Genomic DNA, 15,757 nt, shown 5'->3' on the forward strand with positions numbered 1-15,757 from the left:
TGAGGGTGTGGAGCGGAACGCGTTCGCAATTCGATCCGCTGCGGCACGAACTAAGGGTGTACGAACAGGGAACCGGCCCGAGACCGGGACCGGGGAGACATGGGAGTGCTGATCAGGCCGTGCGGAAGCGGCGGGACCCGGGACGGCGGCACCGGCCGGGGGCGGCACTCCGCCCGTGCGGCGTCAACGGCACCTGATGCGGGCCGGAGAGGGGCGGGCGGGGATCAGTGGCGGACAGCACAGACCGCGCTGGCCTGTCGACAGAGGTCGACGTGCCTGCGGGTGATGAGGCGCATGTCCGGGTTCACGGGAGCAATATGACAGCGGCTCCGCCGGACGGTCAACCCGTCCCGTCCGCATCCTGGTACGCACGCCTTCCTCGGCCCTCCGCCCACGGGCTATCGCTCGACGGTCGCCAGAGGCCGCCTGAACAGCCGGTTCAGCAGGATCGCGCCGGCCGCCACGGGCAGGGCGGCGGTCCCGGCATGCGGACCGACGATGCGCTCGGGATCCCCGCAGACATGGGAGAGGTCTACCGCGGCGCCGCGGATCTCCTCCAGGTACTCCGGGTTGAGCAGGCTGGAGTGTTCGGTGACCACGACCAGGTCAGGATTGAGGACGTCGAGCAGCAGGGCGGCCGCCCGGCCGACCGCGCGGGCCCGCTCGCGCAGCAGCCGGTCCGCGCGCCTGTCCCCGGCCGCCGCCGCGTCCACCACCAGGAACGCGTCCGGTTCGGGCACGATGCCGCGGCGCACCGCGGTCAGCGCCATCGCCGTGTTCGAGGCCGTCGCCTCCAGGCATCCGGTCCTCCCGCAAGGGCAGGGGGCCGTGGAGTCCGGCACGGGCAGATGGGCCACGTCGCCCGCGCCGGACCCGGGCCCCTGGTGGACCACCCCGGCGATTCCGAGGGCCGCGTCGACGACGTTCCCGACGAAGAGGTGGACCAGGCTCCGGCGGGCGGCCGGGCGGCCGAAGAGGATCTCCGACTGGGCGATCGCACGGGCGTGGTTGTCGATCCGCACCTCGATTCCGCCCAGGCCACGGGCGATCTCGGCCGCGAGCGGACGGTGGTGCCAGCCCAGCGCGTCGTGCCGGACCGCCGTCCCCGGACCGGGATCGACCCAGCCACCGAGGGCGACACCGACCCCCAGCAGAGGCCTGCCCCGGACCGTGTCGTCGAGGAACCCCCGCATGCCGTCGACAATGCGGCGCGGCATGTCCCCGGATGCCGGGCCGTCGTGCGGCAGACGGGACCGGGCGAGCAGCCGGCCCCGCAGGTCCATGAGCCCGAAGGTCGAGGCGGGCACCCCGATGTGGATACCACCGGCCACCGGCCCCGCGCTCCCGCCTCGCTCACCGGCCGTGTCGGTGTGCAGGTCGATGGGAATCTGAGGCCTGCCGACACCGCTGCTCCCCACCGGCCCGGGCAGCTCCCTCACCAGGCCGAGGCGGACCAGGTCGGTGCACTGCCGGGAGACTGCGGCCGGACTGAGCCCGCACAGATCGGCGATGGTCCGGCGGGCGACGGGCCCGTGGTCGAGCACCGTGCGCAACACCGTGGCGGCGTTGGCCTCGCGACGGCCGTCGCCGGTCGCCCGGGAGATCTGTGGGGCGGCTGTCATGATGACCTTCCTTACGGTCCTGCGACGCGCGGCGGTCGCAACATTACGGCGGCGTGAAATCGGTCCCGGCCTCCCGCCGGTTCTCGCACGGGGCGGGCACCGCCTCCGTGAGCGAGGGAAGAACCGCAGGTCGAGAGCTGTTCGACGGGACGTCAGCCACGGTGGTGCGGACGTCGTGCGAGCGCCGATTCAACCACCGCCCGGCCCCCTCGGGGAGACCGGCACGTGCTTGACGTCCGCCGTGGGGCGCTGGAAGTCTCCGGGGCATGTTCGCGACGGCCGTTTCCGATGCGCGGTCCGCCCACGCCGGCCGCTCCACCCCCGCGGTGGCGTGTCCGGGCCCCTGTTCCGCCGGCTGATCGACCGCCCCGCGGTCCGTACGGCTCCGGCGCCCTCACCCCGCACCACAGTTCAGCGGCACCTGCGGCGCTCCGCACTTCTCACACGTCTCACGCCCCGCCCCGCCAATTAATTGCGCTCCAAGATTAACTAAGGCCGGTAGCGGGCGATCCCACAAACCGAAGGGAATCCCGTCATGTCCTCAGCCACCACCGCCCCCGCCTCCACCGTCACCGTCCAGAAGATCGGCGGACGGCTCGGCGCCGTCATCTCCGGGGTGCGCCTCGGCGGCGACCTCGATCCCGCCACCGTGGCCGAGATCCGGGCCGCACTGCTGGCCAACAAGGTCGTCTTCTTCCGCGGCCAGGACCACCTGGACGAGGACAGCCACGAGGCGTTCGGCCGGCTGCTCGGCACACCGGTCGCCCACCCCACCGTCCCGTCCGCCGACGGCCGTTACTCCCTCGGTATCGACTCCGACCACGGCGGCCGGGCCAACCAGTGGCACACGGACGTGACCTTCGTGCCGGCCTACCCGGCCTTCTCGATCCTGCGCGCCGTCGTCATCCCGCCGTACGGGGGCAACACCCTGTGGTCCAACACGGGTGCGGCGTACGCCGAACTGCCCGAGCCGCTCAAGGTGCTGGCCGACAGCCTGCGCGCGGTCCACTCCAACGACTACGACTACGTGGCCCTGCGTCCGGAGGCCCGTCCCGAGGCCCTCGCCCAGTACCGGCAGGTGTTCACCTCGACGAAGTTCCTCACCGAGCACCCGGTGGTGCGTGTGCACCCCGAGACCGGCGAACGCGTCCTGCTCCTCGGCAACTTCGTCCAGCGCATCAGCGGACTGACCGGCCGCGACTCCCGCACGCTGCTCGACCTGTTCCAGTCGCACATCGAGCGCCCGGAGAACACCGTGCGCTGGCAGTGGCAGACCGGCGATGTCGCGATCTGGGACAACCGCGCCACCCAGCACTACGGCGTGGACGACTCGGACGCCCACGAGCGCAAGCTCCGCCGCGTCACCGTCGACGGCGACATCCCGGTCGGCGTCGACGGCCGCTCCTCCACGCTGATCAGCCCCGAGGACGTGCCCGACCCCTCGTTCGGCATCGCGTCGGGCGCATCGGCCCCGGAGGCGACGCTCGCATGAGTGGGCACCCTGACGCGCCGGCCCCGGCGGACGGCGCCCGCGCGCCGTCCGCCGGGGCGCCCCCGCAAGTGATCGTGATCCTCACGGACCAGCAGCGCTGGGACACCACCGGTGCTCACGGAAACCGCACGGGGGTGACCCCCGAGTTCGACAGGATCGCCCGCGAGGGAACCCTGTTCGAACAGTCGGTCACGCCCAACCCCGTCTGCGCTCCTGCTCGTTCGTCCCTGCAGACCGGGCTCTTCCCCACCGCGTCCGGCGTCTTCCGCAACGGGCTGCCGCTCCCGGCGGACATCCCGACCCTCGCGGGGGCGTTCGCCGCGGCCGGGTACACGACCGGGTACATCGGCAAGTGGCACCTGGCCGGTGAGGACGGGCCGGACGGTCCCGTGCCCCGTGAGCGGCGGGGCGGCTACGACACGTGGCTGGCCTCGGACCGGCTCGAGTACACCTCGGACGCCTACCGCACGGTGGTGTACGACGAGGACGGCGAGCCGGTCCGGCTTCCCGGGTACCGCTCGGACGCGTTGATCGACGCCGCGATCCGCTTCGTGTCCGACCACCACGACCGTCCGTACCTGCTCTTCGTCTCCCTGCTGGAACCTCACCACCAGAACCCCACCGACGACCACCCGGCACCCTCGGGTTACCGCGAGCGTTACGAGGGCTCCTGGCTGCCGCCGGACCTCGCCGCACTCGCACCGGGCGCGCCGCAGGGCGGTTCGCACCGTCATCTCGCCGGATACCTCGGCCAGATCAAGCGCGTGGACGAGGGGGGGGGCCGGCTGCGTGACGCGCTGAGGAGTCTCGGCACCGAGGAACGCACCGTGCTGGCGTGGACGGCGGATCACGGCTCCCATTTCCGGACCCGCAACAGCGAGTACAAACGATCGGCCCACGAGGCGTCCGTCCGGGTTCCCCTGGCACTCACCGGGCCGGGCTTCACCGGGGGCGGACTCGTCCGGCAGCCGGTGAGCACGGTGGACCTGATGCCGACCCTGCTGGACGCCGCCGGCATCGCCGCACCGGAGGGCGTCCAGGGCCGGTCCCTGCTGCCGCTGACCGGTGGGGGCCGGGATCCTGGGCGGCCCGGGTCCGTCTTCGTCCAGATCAGCGAGGACCGGGTCGGCCGTGCGGTGCGCACCGCACGGTGGAAGTACGTCGTGGACGCGCCGGGGGCGGACGCCTGGAACGAGCCGGCCGCCACGCATTACAAGGAGACCGAGCTGTACGACCTGGCGGCAGACCCCTATGAGCTGGACAACCTCGCCGGGCTCTCCTCACACCGCGAGGTCGCGGACGGGCTCCGCGGCGCTCTGCTGGAGTGGCTGGAGCGGATCGAGGGCGTGAGACCCGGAATCGAGCGGGCCGCTCCGTGCCCGGCCGGGCAGCGCCGCGCTGAGCCGTTCCCGGCGGAGGTGCCATGGGAGGGGGTGAGGTTCGGCCACCGGCCCGTCTCCCGGCGGGTGACACCGGACCATTCTTGATCAGCACACGTCAACACGAGCGGACGGGCCCTCCGGCCGGCACCGGCTGAACGGCCAGAATCCGGTGCGGTTAACATATGAGCACCGCCTAGCTCGAAAGATGGACTTGTGACTGCCACCGAGGACTCGTTCACCAATTGGAAGACCCGCGAGGAGATCGCGGAGTCGATGATCCCGCTCATCGGGAAGCTGCACCGGGAGCAGGACGTCACGATCCTGATCCACAGCCGCTCCCTGGTGAACAAGTCGGTGGTCAGCATCCTCAAGACCCACCGCTTCGCCCGGCAGATAGCCGGCGAGGAGCTCTCGGTCACCGAGACCCTCCCCTTCCTGCACGCTCTGGCCGCACTCGACCTCGGCCCGTCGCAGATCGACCTCGGCATGCTCGCCGCGACCTACCGGAGCGACGACCGCGGCCTGTCGGTGGGCGACTTCACCGCCGAGGCCGTGGCCGGCGCGACGGGCGCCAACAAGACGGAGCGCCGCGAGTCGCGCGACGTCGTCCTCTACGGGTTCGGCCGCATCGGCCGCCTCCTGGCCCGCCTGCTGATCGAGAAGACCGGTTCCGGCAACGGCCTCCGGCTGCGCGCCATCGTCGTGCGCCAGGGCGCCGGACAGGACATCGTGAAGCGCGCCTCACTGCTGCGCCGCGACTCGATCCACGGCCAGTTCCAGGGCACGATCACCGTAGACGAGGCGAACAGCAGGATCATCGCCAACGGCAACGAGATCCAGGTGATCTACTCCGACGACCCCACGGCCGTGGACTACACGGCCCACGGCATCAAGGACGCCATCCTCATCGACAACACGGGCCGCTGGCGCGACCGCGAGGGCCTGTCCCGGCACCTGCGCCCCGGCATCGGGAAGGTGGTCCTGACCGCGCCCGGCAAGGGTGACGTCCCCAACATCGTGCACGGCGTCAACCACGACACGATCAAGCCGGACGAGCAGATCATCTCGTGCGCCTCCTGCACCACCAACGCGATCGTCCCGCCGCTGAAGGCGATGGCGGACGAGTACGGTGTGGTGCGTGGCCACGTGGAGACCGTCCACTCGTTCACCAACGACCAGAACCTCCTGGACAATTACCACAACTCGGACCGCCGTGGCCGTTCGGCCCCTCTCAACATGGTCATCACCGAGACGGGTGCCGCCTCCGCCGTGACCAAGGCTCTGCCCGGCCTCCAGGCGAAGATCACCGGCAGCTCGATCCGTGTTCCGGTGCCGGACGTCTCCATCGCGATCCTCAACCTGCAGCTCGCGCGCGGCACCAGTCGCGAGGAGGTCCTGGACTACCTCCGCAACGTGTCGCTGACCTCGCCGCTCAGGCGCCAGATCGACTTCATCACGGCACCCGACGCGGTGTCGAGCGACTTCATCGGCTCCCGCCACGCCTCGATCGTCGACGCGGGCGCCACCAAGGTGGAGGGTGACAACGCGATCCTCTACCTCTGGTACGACAACGAGTTCGGATACTCCTCGCAGGTCATCCGGGTCGTGCAGCACGTCTCCGGCGTGGAGTACCCGACGTACCCGGCCCCGGCGGTCTGATCTCCGGCCCCCACCGGCTCCGGCCGGCTCCCCGCGTGGGGAGCCGGCCGGAGCGCGCGGCTGGTGGGGGTGGCGGTCGGGCCGGGACAGGCGCGTCCGCGTCAGACCGGGTCCGCCTCCTCCGTTCCCGGCAGAGGCTGTTCGGCCCAGATGGTCTTGCCCGTGCCGCTGTAGCGGGTGCCCCAGCGTTCGGTGAGACTCGCGACGAGCAGCAGACCACGTCCGCCTTCGTCGTAGATCCGGGCGCGGCGCAGATGAGGGGCGGTGCTGCTTCCGTCCACGACCTCGCAGATGAGCGCGGCGTCGAGGATGAGGCGGAGCCGGATGGGGTCGCCGCCGTAGCGGATGGCGTTGGTGACCAGCTCGCTGACGACCAGCTCGGTGGTGAACACCGCGTCGTCCAGACCCCATGCGATCAGTTGCTCGGCGGCCCGCTTGCGGGCGGTCGAGACGACGGCCGGGTCCGCGGGAAGGTCCCACGAGGCGTAGTGGCCGGCGTCGAGCCGTCGCGTGCGCGCCAGCAGCAGGGCGACGTCGTCGTTCGGGTGCTCGGGGACCAAGGCGTCCATGACGGTGTCACAGGTCTCCTCGAGCGAGTGCGCCGGACGGCCGAGCAGGTCGCGCAGCACGGTGAGCGCGGTGTCGGCGTCTCCGCCCGGGGTCTTGATCAGGCCGTCCGTGTACAGGGCGAGCCGGCTGCCCTCCGGAAGCTCGAACTCGGCGGCCTCGAAGCCGGGGCCACCCGCACCGAGCGGCGCACCGGCGGGCAGCCGCAGCTGCTCGGCCGTGCCGTCCGGGCGCACCACCACCGGCTCGGGGTGGCCGGCGCCGGCCATCGTGCAGTGCCCGGTCGCCGGGTCGTACACGGCGTAGAGGCAGGTCGCACCCGCGACGCGTCCGCCCTCGGAGCTGTCGGGCGGCTGTTCGCGGTCGAGGGTGAGCACCAGGTCGTCGAGCTGGGTGAGCAGTTCCTCCGGTGCGAGGTCGACGTCGGCGAGTGTCCGTACGGCGGTGCGGAGCCTGCCCATGGTGGCCGAGGCGTGGAGCCCGTGGCCGACGACGTCGCCCACCACCAGGGCGACCCGGGCTCCCGACAGAGGGATGACGTCGAACCAGTCCCCTCCGATGCCCGCGCCGTTCGTGTTGGGGAGGTAGCGCGCGGCGACGTCCACGGCCCTCTGCCGGGCGGCCCGGCGCGGCAGCAGGCTGCGCTGGAGAGCCAGTGCGGTGGTCCGCTCCCTGGTGTAGCGACGGGCGTTGTCCACGCACACGGCCGCACGCGAGACGAGTTCCGCGGCGAGCTGCAGATCCGCGGCGCCGAACTCCTCCAGTGTCCGGTGCCGGAAGAACTGAGCCATGCCGAGCGTGACGCCACGGGCTCGCAGTGGCACCACCAGCACTGAATGGATCCTGTACTCGCGCATCGTCCGCAGGCGGTCGGGATCGCTTCTCATCCAGTTCGGCAGGGACTCCCCGTCCACGACGAAGCGGACCGGCTCCCCACGGGCCAGGGTGCGGGCCACCACGGAGTCCCGGGCGTAGGCGTGCATCTCGCCGAGCGGGACGACCGACTCGGGGCAGCCTTCGAGAACGGACCGCTGGGCCACCCGGTCGAAGCTGATGGCGTGGGGGTACTGCGTCGAACGCACTTCGTCGCCCACCAGGACCTCGGAGAGCAGGTCGACGGTGACGAAGTCGGCGAAGTCCTCGACGGCGAGCTCGGCCAGCTCCTCGGCGGTGCGCCCCACATCGAGGGTGCTGCCGATGCGCAAGCTCGCCTTGTTCAGCACGGCCAGGCGCCGTCGCGCCCAGAACTGGTCGGTCATGTCGAGCGTCACGACGCACACGCCCAGGATCGCGCCGTCAGCGCTCTTGACGGGTGAGAGGGCCAGCTGCCAGACGCGGTCGCTGTTCCCCACCGTGAGGTGGGCGTCGTAGGGTGCGCCCTCGCCCGTCCGCATCACCCGGTCGAGCGCCGCGGAGAGGCCCTCGCCGCCCTCCAGGAACATGCCGGGCTCGATCTCACCGGGCCGGAGCCCGCGCAGCGACGCCTCGGTCCTGCCGGCCGTCGCCGCCTCGTTGGCCATGCCGAGCCGCTGGTCGCGGCCGAAGTACGCCACCGGCACCGGCAGCTGTTCCAGGATCCGGCACAGCACCTCCTCGGTCAGTGCCTCGGTGGGCCGTCTGCCGTCCCCGCTCCCCGGTGCCGGGTCCGCCCCGTCCGGGGGCGGGCCGGCGGGACCCGTCTCGTCCATGTTCACGGGCCGATCACTCGTCCTCCCCGCCTCGGCAGGCCGCCCACACACACGCGGGTGCGACTTTCGTCCAAGAATGCCCCTGTGTGTGCGGGCTCTCAACCGCCCCGGCACGTACCCCGGCCGTACGAGCCGGGCCGCAGCCCCTGTCCTGCGCCCCCTCCTCGGGGCCCGACGACGGGGGCGGGCGACCTCGGCCCCGCAGTCGCGGGCCCGGTCCGGTGGCCGGACCGCTCAGTGGCACGGCCCGTCAACCGCGAGGGGGCCGCCCGTGCGGAACGCGAGTCGCGCGAAGCGTTCGCCCATCCGGCGGTGCGTGGCGGCGTCGGGGTGCAGTGCGTCGGGGAGCGGCAGCTCGGCGGAGTCCTCCTCGCCGTAGAGTTCGCGGCCGTCGAGGTAGTACAGATGGGGATCCTCGGCAGCCCGCTGCTCGACGATGCGGGCGAGTTCGCCCCTGATGACGCTCAGGGTGAGCTTTCCGGCGGCGGTCTCGGACGGGTCTCCCGCGGCCCGGAAGGTCAGCCTCCCCTCGCTCAGCGCGCTGTGGTCCGGCGCGCTGGGGCCGGGGGTGTCCTCGTGGATGGGACACAGGATGGGTGAGACGACCAGCAGCGGCGTGGTGGGGTGGCCTTCCCGGACCGTGTCGAGGAAGCCGTGGACGGCCGGGGTGAAGGCACGCAGGCGCATCGCGTCGGTGTTGACCAGGTTGATGCCCGCCTTGACGCTGATCCGGTCGGCAGGCGTGTCGCGCAGGGCACGCGCGGTGAACTGGTCGAGCAGCGCGCTGCCCCCGAACCCCAGGTTGACGAGTTCCGCCCCGCCGAGTGCCGCGGCCAGCGCGGGCCATGTGGTGGTGGGGCTCGCCGCGTCGGTGCCGTGGCTGATCGAACTGCCGTGATGCATCCACACCGGGCGGCCCCGGTCCGGGACAGCTTCGACCGGGGCGTCGGTGCGCAGGGCGACGAGCTCGGTGGTCTCGTCGTGCGGCAGCCAGATCTCGATGACCTTCGGCTCGGGCGGCAGGCCGTCGAATCGGACGGTGCCCACCGGGCCCGGCCGGACCACGGCGGATCCCGCTGCCAGGTCGATGGTCAGGGTGTTGCCGCCCTCCACGCCGGCCCGGCCCGCGAGACGGCCGTCCACCAGCAGGTCGTACACGCCGTCCGGGCGGGGCGGGGCGCCCGCGTACACCCGTTTGGTCGGCAGCGTGTCGAGCTCCACGAGGGTGGCCCGGGTGCGGAGGACGATCCGTACGCCGGAGGGCTGGCTTTCCGCCATGGCCAGCTGGCCGTCGGTGTTCTGGGCGCGGGCGCGGGCGGGCAGCCGGTGTGGCAGCAGACCGTGCTCGGTGCGCTCCAGGTCGAGGGCACCGCGCAGCAGGCCGGCGGTGAGCGGGGTGGTCGTCAGCTGGGGGTGGGGGCTCATCTGCTCCGCCGTCCGTCGGGGTGTGTGTCCGGTGAGGCCGGCCGGGTCAGGGCGCGGGCCAGTTGCGCAGCAGGGCGTCGAGGGCGTCCAGGACCCGTGACCAGGTCTCCTGCGTGCCGGGAGCGCTGTGGCTGAAACTTCCGCCCGCCTCCAGGCTGATGTAGCCGTGGAAGACGCTGCCGAGCAGCCGGACCGCGTGTGTCTGATCGGGCTCCGTCAGGTCGTAGCCGCGCAGGATCGCCCGCGTCATCTGGGAGTGCCTGCCGCCGGCGCTGGCGGCCGCCGCCTCCGGGTCAAGCCTGAGCTGCGCCGCGGCGTAGCGGCCCGGATGCTCCCGCGCGTAGTCGCGATAGGCGTTCGCGAACGCTTCCAGCGCGTCCTTGCCCGCCCGCCCGGCCAGGGCGGCGGCGACACGGTCGGCGAGTTCCGCCAGGGCCAGCAGGGCGATCCTGGTCTTGAGGTCCTGGGAGCTCTTGACGTGCGAGTAGAGACTCGCGTCCTTCACGCCGAACTGCCGGGCGAGCGCCGCGACGGTCACCTTGTCGAAGCCGACCTCGTCGGCCAGTTCCGCTCCCGCCCGTGTCAGGCGTTCCGTGTTCAGCCCTGCTCTTGCCATGCCCACCATCCCCTTCGGCGGGTTCGATTATGCGTTTGCCTAATCAGATTAGGCAAATCCCGAAAGCCCTAAGGTCTCGTTCGGTGAGCCTGCGGCGGCAGGGGGGAAGCGGTCATCTCTGCGTTCGCATCCTTCGACGCTCACCGGACCGCCGATTGCCGCGACGCCCACGACTTGCCTGGGCGGTCGGTCCCGGTCCAGGTCGCCCGGTGGTGGCGGTCGCCGACGGTTCCGCTCGCCGCCGGTGCGCCGGGAGGCGCACTCCACGATTCCCGCAGCCGGGACGTCGGGGGGGGAAGACCGGACGGGACGGGACGGGACCGGACGGGACCGGACGGGACGGGACCGGACCGCACCGCACCGGACAGGACCGCACCGGAACCGAGGACCCGGGGAACAGGAATACGCCACCCCTCTCCGGTTTCGAGTCGGCACGTCATGCGGTGCGGAGCGGGTGGCGCCGGCCCGCCCGAAATCCCCTCCGTATGGACGGCGTAAAGAATGACGGGGCCCTCGTATGGAGCCCGTCAACGAAACTCAACTGGCCACCTCCCGTGCGGTTTGCTTTTGATCGGCCGCACCGGCCGATTCCATTTCATTCACTTCCCCCAGGAGCTCACGATGGCCGATCTGGCCTTCGTCGTCACCACTGTCGCGGTCTTCGCACTGGTGGCTCTCGTCGCAAGGGGGGTGACGAAGCTGTGACCGCGGAGAACATCACCGGCCTGGTCGTGGCCGTCTCCCTTCTGGTGTACCTCGTCCTTGCGCTTGTGTACCCGGAGAGGTTCTGAAGCCCGATATGAGCCCCGTAACAGCTGGTGCACTCCAGTTTCTCGCGCTGATTTCCGCACTGGCCCTGGCATATCGTCCGCTCGGTGACCACATGGCACGGGTCTACTCCTCCGAAAGGCATTACAAACCGGAGAAGTGGATCTACCGTGCCATCGGAGCCAATCCGTCGGCAGATATGCGCTGGCCCGCCTATCTGCGCGGCGTACTCGCGTTCTCCGCGGTGAGCGTCCTCTTCCTCTACGCGCTCCAGCGCCTGCAGGGGGTGCTGCCCGGTTCGCTCGGCTTCGTGTCGATCGACCCGGACCAGGCGTTCAACACCGCGGCCTCCTTCGTGGCGAACACCAACTGGCAGTCGTACTACGGCGAGCAGGCCATGGGACACGTCGTGCAGACCGGCGGCCTCGCCGTGCAGAACTTCGTCTCCGCCGCGGTCGGCATGGCGGTCGCCGTGGCTCTCGTACGCGGATTCTCACGCTCCCGTACCGGTGAACTCGGCAACTTCTGGACCGACCTGGTCCGAGGCACGCTGCGGATCCTGCTGCCGATCTCCGTGCTCGGCGCGATCGTGCTGGTGGCGTGCGGTGTCATCCAGAACTTCTCAGGAATCCACGGGGTCGGTCAGTTCGACGGCTCCACCCAGCAGTGGAACGGCGGAGCGGTCGCCTCACAGGAGGTCATCAAGGAGCTGGGGACGAACGGCGGCGGTTACTTCAACGCCAACTCCGCCCACCCCTTCGAGAATCCGACCCCCTTCTCCAACCTCTTCGAGGTCTTCCTGATCCTGTTGATCCCGTTCGCGCTGACCCGCACCTTCGGCCGCCTGGCCGGGAGCCTGCGGCAGGGGTACGCGATCCTCGCCACGATGGCCACGATCTGGATCGCCTTCACGGCCCTGATGATGTGGACCGAGTTCGCCCACCACGGACCGGCCCTGCAGATCGCGGGCGGGGCGATGGAGGGCAAGGAGAACCGCTTCGGCATCGGCGGGTCGTCGGTCTTCGCCGTGGCGACCACCCTTACCTCGACCGGCGCGGTCAACTCGTTCCACTCCTCGTACACGGGCTTCGGCGGCGGCATCACCATGCTCGGCATGCAACTGGGCGAGATCGCCCCCGGCGGCGTCGGCTCCGGCCTCTACGGCATGCTCGTCATGGCGATCATCGCGGTGTTCATCGCGGGCCTCATGGTCGGCCGTACGCCCGAGTACCTCGGCAAGAAGATCGGGACCCGCGAGATCAAGCTCGCCGCGTGCTACATCCTGATCACTCCGGCACTGGCCCTGGGCTTCACCGCGGTCGCGACGGCCCTGCCCACTCCGCCGGACTCCATGACCAACAGCGGTGCGCACGGATTCTCCGAGATCCTCTACGCCTACACCTCGGGCGCCAACAACAACGGCTCCGCCTTCGCCGGGCTCAACGCCGACACGCAGTGGTTCAACACCACGATCGGCATCGCGATGCTGCTCGGCCGCTTCCTGCCGATCGTGTTCGTGCTGGCCCTGGCCGGCTCGCTCGCGGAGCAGCGCCCCGTCCCGGCCACGGCGGGCACCCTGCGGACGGACAAGCCCCTCTACTCCGGCCTGCTCGTCGGCACGATCCTCATCATCACCGGTCTGACCTACTTCCCGGCCCTGGCGCTGGGTCCGCTCGCCGAAGGACTAGCCTCATGAGCACCGTCACCCCCACCCGTGCCCCGCACGCGGACCCGGCAGGACCCGGCGCAGGTCCAGGCCGTGCCGGCGGGGGGCTCTTCGACCCGAAGCAGCTGCTCAGGTCCTTCCCTGACGCGCTGAGCAAGCTCGATCCGCGCGTCATGATCAAGTCCCCGGTCATGTTCGTGGTGCTCGTCGGCTCGGTGGTCACCACCCTGCTGGCGCTACGGGATCCAGGGGACTGGTTCGGCTGGGCCATCACTGCCTGGCTGTGGCTCACGACGGTCTTCGCCAACCTCGCCGAGGCGGTCGCCGAGGGCCGCGGGAAGGCACAGGCCGACACCCTGCGCCAGGCCAGGACCGACACGGTCGCCCGCCGTCTGGACGGCCGCGACGAGGTGGCGGTGCCCGGCACGGAGCTGCGCGTCGGCGACCTGGTCGTCTGCGAGGCCGGTGACATCGTCCCGGGCGACGGCGATGTCGTCGAGGGGGTCGCGTCGGTCGACGAGTCCGCCATCACCGGCGAGTCCGCTCCCGTGATCCGGGAATCGGGCGGCGACCGCAGTGCCGTCACCGGAGGCACGAAGGTGCTCTCCGACCGGATCGTCGTCAGGATCACCACCGAGCCGGGCAAGACCTTCATCGACCGGATGATCGCCCTGGTGGAGGGAGCGGCCCGGCAGAAGACCCCCAACGAGATCGCGCTCAACATCCTGCTGGCGTCGCTGACCGTCGTCTTCCTGCTCGCCGTCGTGACGCTCCAGCCGTTCGCGATCCACGCCGGCGCCGGGCAGTCGCTGATCGTCCTCACCGCTCTGCTGGTCTGCCTGATCCCGACGACCATCGGCGCGCTCCTCTCCGCGATCGGCATCGCGGGCATGGACCGCCTCGTCCAGCGCAACGTCCTGGCCATGTCGGGGCGCGCCGTGGAGGCGGCGGGCGACGTCTCGACGCTGCTTCTCGACAAGACCGGCACCATCACGCTGGGCAACCGGCGGGCCGCGGAGTTCCTCCCGTCGGCGGGGGTGACGGAGGCGGAACTGGCCGAAGCCGCGCAGCTGTCGTCGCTGGCCGACGAGACCCCCGAGGGCCGCTCGATCGTGGTGCTCGCACAGGAGCGGTACGGCCTGGGCGAACGCCACCGTGGCGAACTCCCCCAGGCCGAATGGGTCGCCTTCGCGGCACAGACCCGCATGTCGGGGGTGGACGTGAACGGCGTCAAGGCCCGCAAGGGCGCCGCGGGTTCGGTCGTCGCCTGGGTGAGGGAGCGGGGCGGTCACGTCGCGGACGACGCCGGTCCCCTCGCCGACCGGATCTCCGAGGTCGGCGGCACGCCCCTGCTGGTCGCCGTCGAGGACGCGGAGGGCGCCCGGATACTCGGGGTCGTCCACCTCAAGGACGTCGTCAAGGACGGCATGCGGGAGCGGTTCACCGAACTGCGCCGAATGGGCATCAGGACCGTCATGATCACGGGGGACAACCCGCTGACCGCCAAGGCGATCGCCGAGGAGGCGGGCGTCGACGACTTCCTGGCCGAGGCCACACCCGAGGACAAGATGGCCCTCATCAAACGGGAGCAGGCCGGTGGCAAGCTCGTCGCGATGACGGGTGACGGCACCAACGACGCTCCCGCTCTGGCCCAGGCGGACGTCGGGGTGGCGATGAACACCGGCACCTCGGCCGCCAAGGAGGCCGGGAACATGGTGGACCTGGACTCCGATCCCACCAAACTGATCGAGATCGTCGAGATCGGCAAGCAACTCCTCATCACCCGGGGCGCCCTGACCACGTTCTCGATCGCCAACGACGTCGCGAAGTACTTCGCCATCATCCCGGCCATGTTCGCGGTGGTGTACCCGGGCCTGGACAAGCTCAACGTGATGGGCCTCGCGTCACCGGAATCCGCGATCCTGTCGGCCGTCGTCTTCAACGCGCTCGTCATCATCGCCCTCGTGCCGCTCGCCCTCAAGGGCGTCCGGTACCGGCCGACCGGCGCCGACAGGCTGCTCCGCCGCAACCTCGGGATCTACGGGCTCGGCGGCCTGATCGCCCCCTTCATAGGTATCAAGGTCATCGACCTGCTCATCTCCCTCGTTCCCGGGCTCTCCTGAACCAGAAACGGCTGATCAGCCATGAACACCTCTCTCAAGAACACCGCCCGCCTGCTCGGAGCGGGGCTGCGCGCACTGCTCGTGCTGAGCGTCGTCTGCGGCGTCCTCTACCCGCTCGCCGTCACGGGCGTCGCACAGGCGCTCTTCCACGACAAGGCCGACGGCTCGGAGATCAGCGACGACAGCGGACGCACCGTCGGGTCCTCACTGATCGGACAGACCTACGACCTGCCGAAGCGCGACCCCGGCGATCCGGACGAGGCACCGAGGCCGGACCTGCGGTGGTTCCAGCCCCGCCCCTCGAACGGCCTGGGCAGCAACAGCGTCAATTCCCGCTACTCACTGATCCTCTCCGGTGCCACCAACCGCGCCGCGGACAACGCCGACCTGATCACGTGGGTCACCGAGGCGAAGGCCGCAGTCGTGGCCGACAACTCCACCCCTGCTCACACGGTGCGGCCCGAAGACGTCCCGGCCGACGCCGTCACCTCCTCCGGCTCGGGCCTCGACCCTGACATCTCCCCGGCGTACGCGGAGCTCCAGGTCCACCGGGTCGCCGAGCGGAACGGTCTCTCCGTACGGCAGGTCGAGAGGCTCGTGGCCGGTCACACCGAGGGCCGCACCCTCGGATTCATGGGCGAGCCCCGCGTCAACGTGCTGGAACTCAACAGCGCGCTCAAGGAGATGCGCACGGACTGACGCGTGCTGCTCGCCGGCGCACACGTCTCCACCCGTCAAGGGCCCGCTCA

The 15,757-nt window shown here is 70.8% G+C and carries 12 protein-coding genes; 7 read left to right on the forward strand and 5 right to left on the reverse strand.

All coding sequences use genetic code 11. The annotated features are described in order from the left end of the window. Window positions 1-224: 224 nt before the first annotated feature. A complete protein-coding gene (locus ACIRJR_RS15695) occupies window positions 225-296 on the reverse strand; it encodes a putative leader peptide (protein ID WP_403780341.1) in 72 nt (23 codons plus the stop codon). A gap of 102 nt (window positions 297-398) precedes the next feature. After that, window positions 399-1,622 carry an ROK family protein gene (locus ACIRJR_RS15700; RefSeq protein WP_403779790.1) on the reverse strand — a complete coding sequence of 408 codons (1,224 nt, stop codon included), beginning with the start codon at window positions 1,620-1,622 and terminating at the stop codon, window positions 399-401. A gap of 535 nt (window positions 1,623-2,157) precedes the next feature. On the opposite strand from ACIRJR_RS15700, the gene ACIRJR_RS15705 reads away from it, so the two are divergent. From ACIRJR_RS15705 to ACIRJR_RS15715, 3 genes are all read left to right on the forward strand, one after another. Further along, window positions 2,158-3,114 carry a TauD/TfdA dioxygenase family protein gene (locus tag ACIRJR_RS15705; RefSeq protein WP_403779793.1) on the forward strand — a complete coding sequence of 319 codons (957 nt, stop codon included), beginning with the start codon at window positions 2,158-2,160 and terminating at the stop codon, window positions 3,112-3,114. Then, entirely contained in the window at window positions 3,111-4,601 is a 1,491-nt protein-coding gene (locus ACIRJR_RS15710) for a sulfatase-like hydrolase/transferase (protein ID WP_403779796.1), read from the forward strand. Before ACIRJR_RS15705 ends, ACIRJR_RS15710 begins: the two co-directional genes overlap by 4 nt. A gap of 108 nt (window positions 4,602-4,709) precedes the next feature. Beyond that, window positions 4,710-6,155 carry a glyceraldehyde-3-phosphate dehydrogenase gene (locus tag ACIRJR_RS15715; protein WP_403779799.1) on the forward strand — a complete coding sequence of 482 codons (1,446 nt, stop codon included), beginning with the start codon at window positions 4,710-4,712 and terminating at the stop codon, window positions 6,153-6,155. Window positions 6,156-6,256: 101 nt separating this feature from the next. On the opposite strand, the gene ACIRJR_RS15720 is transcribed toward ACIRJR_RS15715, so the two are convergent. From ACIRJR_RS15720 to ACIRJR_RS15730, 3 genes are all read right to left on the reverse strand, one after another. Continuing rightward, entirely contained in the window at window positions 6,257-8,410 is a 2,154-nt protein-coding gene (locus ACIRJR_RS15720; protein ID WP_403780344.1) for a SpoIIE family protein phosphatase, read from the reverse strand. 234 nt (window positions 8,411-8,644) lie between these two features. After that, entirely contained in the window at window positions 8,645-9,835 is a 1,191-nt protein-coding gene (locus ACIRJR_RS15725) for a GDSL-type esterase/lipase family protein (protein ID WP_403779802.1), read from the reverse strand. A 46-nt stretch (window positions 9,836-9,881) separates the two neighbouring features. Further along, window positions 9,882-10,451, reverse strand: coding sequence for a TetR/AcrR family transcriptional regulator (locus tag ACIRJR_RS15730; RefSeq protein WP_403779805.1), 570 nt, complete (start codon window positions 10,449-10,451; stop codon window positions 9,882-9,884). A 701-nt stretch (window positions 10,452-11,152) separates the two neighbouring features. Here ACIRJR_RS15730 and kdpF point away from each other — a divergent pair. The 4 genes from kdpF to ACIRJR_RS15750 are packed head-to-tail and all read left to right on the forward strand — an operon-like array spanning window position 11,153 to window position 15,707. Then, the gene (gene kdpF, locus ACIRJR_RS15735) at window positions 11,153-11,242 is read left to right on the forward strand and encodes a K(+)-transporting ATPase subunit F (RefSeq protein WP_356886531.1); all 90 of its coding nucleotides are present in this window, start codon (window positions 11,153-11,155) and stop codon (window positions 11,240-11,242) included. A gap of 8 nt (window positions 11,243-11,250) precedes the next feature. Next, on the forward strand, window positions 11,251-12,915 hold the full coding sequence (gene kdpA / locus ACIRJR_RS15740) for a potassium-transporting ATPase subunit KdpA (RefSeq protein ID WP_403779809.1): 1,665 nt from the start codon (window positions 11,251-11,253) through the stop codon (window positions 12,913-12,915). After that, window positions 12,912-15,008: a potassium-transporting ATPase subunit KdpB gene (kdpB, locus tag ACIRJR_RS15745; RefSeq protein ID WP_403779812.1), complete on the forward strand. Its 2,097-nt coding sequence runs from the start codon at window positions 12,912-12,914 to the stop codon at window positions 15,006-15,008. The genes kdpA and kdpB overlap by 4 nt, the downstream gene beginning before the upstream one ends. Before the next feature lie 21 nt (window positions 15,009-15,029). Next, the gene (locus ACIRJR_RS15750; protein ID WP_403779815.1) at window positions 15,030-15,707 is read left to right on the forward strand and encodes a potassium-transporting ATPase subunit C; all 678 of its coding nucleotides are present in this window, start codon (window positions 15,030-15,032) and stop codon (window positions 15,705-15,707) included. Window positions 15,708-15,757 lie beyond the last annotated feature (50 nt).

This window comes from Streptomyces sp. NPDC102402 (assembly GCF_044765765.1).
Taxonomy (GTDB): Bacteria; Actinomycetota; Actinomycetes; order Streptomycetales; family Streptomycetaceae; genus Streptomyces.

What these genes read in the sequence shown, in the direction of transcription:
- ACIRJR_RS15720 (WP_403780344.1), bottom strand. Translation starts at nt 8,410, where the DNA reads ATGGACGAGACGGGTCCCGCCGGCCCGCCCCCGGACGGGGCGGACCCG.
- ACIRJR_RS15710 (WP_403779796.1), top strand. Translation starts at nt 3,111, where the DNA reads ATGAGTGGGCACCCTGACGCGCCGGCCCCGGCGGACGGCGCCCGCGCG.
- kdpA (WP_403779809.1), top strand. Translation starts at nt 11,251, where the DNA reads ATGAGCCCCGTAACAGCTGGTGCACTCCAGTTTCTCGCGCTGATTTCC.
- ACIRJR_RS15725 (WP_403779802.1), bottom strand. Translation starts at nt 9,835, where the DNA reads ATGAGCCCCCACCCCCAGCTGACGACCACCCCGCTCACCGCCGGCCTG.
- kdpB (WP_403779812.1), top strand. Translation starts at nt 12,912, where the DNA reads ATGAGCACCGTCACCCCCACCCGTGCCCCGCACGCGGACCCGGCAGGA.
- ACIRJR_RS15730 (WP_403779805.1), bottom strand. Translation starts at nt 10,451, where the DNA reads ATGGCAAGAGCAGGGCTGAACACGGAACGCCTGACACGGGCGGGAGCG.
- ACIRJR_RS15700 (WP_403779790.1), bottom strand. Translation starts at nt 1,622, where the DNA reads ATGACAGCCGCCCCACAGATCTCCCGGGCGACCGGCGACGGCCGTCGC.
- ACIRJR_RS15750 (WP_403779815.1), top strand. Translation starts at nt 15,030, where the DNA reads ATGAACACCTCTCTCAAGAACACCGCCCGCCTGCTCGGAGCGGGGCTG.
- ACIRJR_RS15705 (WP_403779793.1), top strand. Translation starts at nt 2,158, where the DNA reads ATGTCCTCAGCCACCACCGCCCCCGCCTCCACCGTCACCGTCCAGAAG.